The 1278-nt window shown below is 65.3% G+C and carries 2 protein-coding genes; one reads left to right on the top strand and one right to left on the bottom strand.

Annotated elements, in window-relative coordinates; translation table 11 throughout:
• On the bottom strand, positions 1-257 hold a 257-nt coding region (locus tag JHD07_RS16880), incomplete at its 3' end, for an ATP-binding cassette domain-containing protein (protein ID WP_291624210.1).
• A gap of 119 nt (positions 258-376) precedes the next feature.
• On the opposite strand from JHD07_RS16880, the gene JHD07_RS16875 reads away from it, so the two are divergent.
• Positions 377-1278: ActS/PrrB/RegB family redox-sensitive histidine kinase (locus JHD07_RS16875; protein ID WP_291624212.1), on the top strand; the 902-nt coding region annotated here is incomplete at its 3' end.

The raw sequence follows: 1278 nt of genomic DNA, 5'->3' as shown, positions 1-1278 counted from the left end.
GGCATCTCGTGACCGAGCACCTGCACGCGGCCGGAGGTCGGCAGCACCAGGCCCATGATCATCGCGATGGTCGTGGTCTTTCCGGCGCCGTTGCCGCCGAGCAGCCCGGTGATGCTGCCGCGCGGCAGCGAAAAGGAGATGTCGTCGACGGCGCGGGTCTGCTTGTAGACCTTGACGAGGTGATCGACCGCGATTGCCGCGGACGAATTGCGATCCGCGACAGTCGGCCGACTTGAAGCCTCGTCATTCTCGGTCATGCTGGCCGTTCTTCTGCTATTGCATCGGCGAGCGCAAGGCTTGATGTAGGGGCTGCTCACCGGGCGGTTCCGCCAGCCCAGCGTTCGTGACCTTGGAAGGCGCCGCCACATTGGCCGATATGACCGAAATTGCCGATTCCGACTTTCACCACGCACAGCGGCATATCAGGCTGGACACGATCCTGCGGCTGCGCTGGCTCGCAGTGCTGGGGCAGCTCGCCGCGATCTTCATCGTGGCGCAAGGGCTGGAATTCAACGTCGAGATCATTCCCTGCGTCAGCATCATCGCATTGTCGGCGGCGCTCAATCTGGTGCTGCAGACCGCGGCCAATCCAATGCGGCGGCTGGAGCCGATGCAGGCGGCCGGGCTCCTCGCGCTGAACATCGTGGAGCTGGCCGGCCTGTTGTTCTTCACCGGCGGCCTGCAGAACCCGTTCTCGTTCCTGTTCCTCGCGCCCGTGCTGATCTCGGCCACCGCACTGCCGGCCCGTTTCACGTTCGGCCTCGGCCTGCTTGCCGTCGCCTGCGCGTCGGTGCTGTTCTTCTACCATTTTCCGCTGCCCTGGGATTCCGAGGATCCCCTGGTGCTGCCGCCGGTCTATCTCGTCGGCGTCTGGCTCTCGATCGCGCTCGCGATCGGCGTCACCAGCCTTTACTCGTTCCAGGTGACCGAGGAGGCGCGCAAGCTCGCGGACGCGCTGGCCGCAACGGAGCTGGTGCTGACACGCGAGCAGCACCTGACCCAGCTCGACGGCCTCGCGGCCGCGGCCGCGCACGAGCTCGGCACGCCGCTCGCGACGATCTTCCTGATCTCGCGCGAGTTGGAAAAGACGGTAAAGGACCCAACCATCGCCGCTGACCTGAAGACCTTGCGCGAGCAGACCCAGCGCTGCCGCGACATATTGAGCAAGATCACCCAGCTCTCCTCCACCGGCGCCCCATTCGACCGCATGAAGCTGTCGGAGCTGATGGAGGAAGTGGTGGCCCCGCACCGCGATTTCGGCGTCGACATCAAGGTGCG

Origin of the sequence: Bradyrhizobium sp. (assembly GCF_016462955.1) — a bacterium.
Lineage (GTDB): Bacteria > Pseudomonadota > Alphaproteobacteria > Rhizobiales > Xanthobacteraceae > Bradyrhizobium.
The sequence above is the reverse complement of the archived record's forward strand: the minus strand, read 5'-3'. Positions and strand labels throughout refer to the sequence as shown.